The 3,406-nt window shown below is 56.3% G+C and carries 3 protein-coding genes; all 3 read right to left on the bottom strand.

Annotation, left to right across the window (positions count from 1 at the left end):
* Nucleotides 1-58: 58 nt before the first annotated feature.
* A complete protein-coding gene (locus tag FJ938_RS29155) occupies nt 59-904 on the bottom strand; it encodes a DUF1194 domain-containing protein (protein WP_246673598.1) in 846 nt (281 codons plus the stop codon).
* Nucleotides 905-1,441: 537 nt separating this feature from the next.
* On the bottom strand, nt 1,442-2,209 hold the full coding sequence (locus tag FJ938_RS29150) for a hypothetical protein (RefSeq protein WP_140700095.1): 768 nt from the start codon (nt 2,207-2,209) through the stop codon (nt 1,442-1,444).
* Between the two features lie 223 nt (nt 2,210-2,432).
* A partial coding sequence (locus FJ938_RS29145) for a porin (RefSeq protein ID WP_140700092.1) occupies nt 2,433-3,406 on the bottom strand: 974 nt, incomplete at its 5' end.

The following is a 3,406-nucleotide window of genomic DNA, read 5'->3' as shown; positions in this document are numbered from 1 at the left end:
CCATGCTGCCGTTCAGCATTATCGATCAGCTTGTGGCACAGCAGTGGCCATTCCTGCATCAGTCCGAGCATCGCAGTTCCTCCGCTTTACGCTTCGGGGCGGTGTTCCAGGCGAAGGTGGCGATGCGGTCGCCAAGCCCGAAGCGGTCCCGCTGAAGCCATTGCGCGAGAGCGAGCGCGCGGCGATGGATGTCGGCATAAATGGGGCTCGCGATCGACTCCCCGATCGAACGCGACTTGGGAGCGGTCAACGATCGTTCCCCTTGTGCCGGAGCGTTCATGCTAACTTCCATCACCAGCTTGTGGCGAAGGGCGGTGATGTAGTCGCGCTGCCCTGTCGGCGAAATGACGAAAGCCCGGAAGCCGCCAATGACGGATTGTTTAAAATAGGACGCCAGCCGATCCATCGGACTCCCGTCGTTCGGGGGGATGGCGATCGCGTTGATTGTATATCCCTTGGCGATGGCGTTCATCCTGCTTGGCCGAACGGGAAGCCCGTCGTTGTTCTCGCCGTTCGAAGAAATGTCGACCACTTTCTTCATTGCTTTTCCCGGAAACTGGTCGAGCAGAAGGCTTCCGACATCGATCGCTGTCGAGATTGATGTTCCGCCACGGCCTCGACGACGGTAACCAGTATCTCCTTTCGTTCTGATCACCGCTGCGGCGGCCTTCGCATCCTCCAGTCCGCAGATGCGCGTCCACGGCAGCACGGTGCGTGTCTGGCCGGGGCTTGACCATTCAAAATAGGCGATACCGATGCAGCGAACGTAGTTCTGTGAGATGGCCGCCATGATCTCGGGCGAAGTAAGTGCCGCGGCATGGCCCTCGCGCTGCAGGTCGGCGATCTTCGGGGCAATCGACGAGGAGGAGTCAACGGCGAACGCGATCGCGACATCGACGTTCATAATAGGACCTTCGACGATCGCGGCGTGCGTTGGCGAAACGCAAAACGCCGCGCCTATAGCCGCAAGGCTCAGCAATGAGTTGGCCCGCCTCCCCAGCCTTTCGGCTGATCGGTCCATCGGCCTAGAAAGAAGCGCTCGATAGCGGCTGGCAGCGCAGACGCGGAGAGGCCGCGCTTTAGCGGGAGGCTCATGGCATTGTTCCTGCTGACGTGAATTAATCAATGGACGACCCTGCCCAACTCGTGAAGGCGCATCCCATTCAGCTTTGAAGCTCCGGTTGCTGCCATAGCCGGCGCGTCCCAGAGGTCGCGCGCATTGCGCCAAGAATGATCGCAGCGGGAGCTCACGCCCGCTATGTTGCCGTTCGCCGTTGTCGATGAGCTTGTAGCAGAGCAGCGGCCATTCCGGCATCAATCGAAGCATCGCAGCTCCTTCCATCAAGCTTGGTCTCGTCCTTTCGCGCACTCCGGAAGAGGCGGAGTCAGCGCAACATAGGAACTGCATGCGAACCCAATTCCGCATCCAACTAATGTGAAATTAAAATGACATCTTGGCAGCCACCACTACTTCCGTGACCATATCGCGCCTGAGCAACTCGATGGGAACATTGCCGTCGATATACGGCGAGGGGTGAACGAGCCACGACCACGCAACCCTTGGGTGCTTTGCCAAGGCAAACACATCAGGTATTCCGGCAACAGGTCTTCCGTCAACAAACTGCGCCAAAGGGAACACATGCCTGCCTAGGCCTTTCCGCAATGCAATGACCTGGTTTCGCCTCTGCCAACGGTGCAACGTCGATCTTGGAATCCGCAGAGTTGCTTCAAGATATGTCGGGCCGGCAACGGCCCCTGCCCAGTCTTCCAGTCGGAGCGAGTCGACGTCGGCGCGTCTCCACCGCGTCAAATAGGGTTCGGAATTTCGCTCTGCATTCGTTCTCGCCAAATCGGTCTCCTTTTCCTCCGGCGCCCGTCCTTCCTTGGCCATATAACCGTGGGTTAACTCTTTGCGATTCGTTTCGATTACGGGCTCGAAATACGTGATGTAGTCCGGATCATGAATTGCACTACCGATAACAGTTTTGTAACTTGAACTTGTCATCGCAAATTCGATTATTCGACCGATATCTGCAGCATCTTTGTCATAAACAACCATGTAGCCCCAGCGATATCGACGCGCGCTTTCGTCGTTATGAACAAAGCGGAATTTCTCCGCGCTGATAACACCGTGGACTTTCGCCACCGTTTCCTGGAAAACATCTATGCAATGATCGTCGTTCGAACCTATCATCGCTTTTGTCAGCATTATTACTTTGCTATGCTGCGGCATCGAATCCCCTCTTCTACGTTCAACGCATCCGGTATAAACATCATATATGGCTTAAATCAGCTTTCAATCGTCGTTTTTGTTCAAAAAGGTTTCAAAATATTTCGCGATGTTTCTGCAATGCCGCTTTGGTTTTGCTCATTCCAAAAGGGCAATGGTCCGCAGCGTGCGCCGCGGACCAGCTAGACTAGATCGCTCGAATCTAGAACGAGCGCTGAAAGCGCAGTCTGCCGCCAACTCCATCCGACGAGGCATGATAGACAGTGTCGGCCTTGTTAAAGTAATCGACCTCGGCGGTGACAGTTAATCCCGGAACTATAGCGTAAGCGATGTTAGCGGCCAGACCGATGGTCTTTCCCTCATCGTACGACACCTGAACGTTGAATGACGTCTTTTCGTTCAACTTGTAAGTTCCACCACCCCAGAGTGCCCAGTTGCCGTCCCATAGCTTGTAGAAGTTATTGTCTGCGTTCGAGTCCGAACCGTAACCACCAATGACGAATAGCGATAGTTCATTGGTGGCGTTTACATCCAAGCGAACCTTGCCCGCCCATTCTTCATAGTTGCTGTCATAAGCGACAACGCCGGTGACGGCACCCCAGCCCTGCGTGTACTTCACGCCGCCGACGACATGCGGAATGTAGCTGTCGATGGTGTCGGCACCTGCGCCCTCTTCGAGCGAGACCACGGCCGAGAAGCCGTTGCCGGCGTCGAAGTAGTACTGGACGACGTTGGTGTCGTACGAACCGTAGGCAACGATCGTGTCGTCAATGACGTTGCCGGCGTAGCCGATGAACGTATTGAAGGCCGATTCGTCCTTGCCGACTCGAAGACCGCCGAGCTGGATCCAGGCGAAGTTCAGCGATACGCTTTTGTTACCAGCCTGCCAACCAGAACCCCCGCCGGTAAAGTCGCCCGAGGAGTTGCCGAAGTTAAAGCGGGTCTCAGTGTAGGTCTTCAAGGTGCCGAGCTCGGTTTCCTGGCCGGTCCAGGTCTTCAGCGTGAAGCGGGCCTGCTTGCGGTAGGTATCATTGCTTCCGCCATCGAGGTGATCCGAAACGTTTTGCGTGCCCTCACGGTCACCGACGCCGATGTCGTAGCGGACATAGCCGCCGACGCGCAGGCAGGTTTGGGTGCCTGGGATGTAGAAATAGCCGGCGCCGTACACGTCGCAGA

The sequence above is a fragment of the Mesorhizobium sp. B2-4-14 genome (assembly GCF_006442155.1).
In the GTDB taxonomy this organism is placed as follows: domain Bacteria; phylum Pseudomonadota; class Alphaproteobacteria; order Rhizobiales; family Rhizobiaceae; genus Mesorhizobium.
The sequence above is the reverse complement of the archived record's forward strand: the minus strand, read 5'-3'. Positions and strand labels throughout refer to the sequence as shown.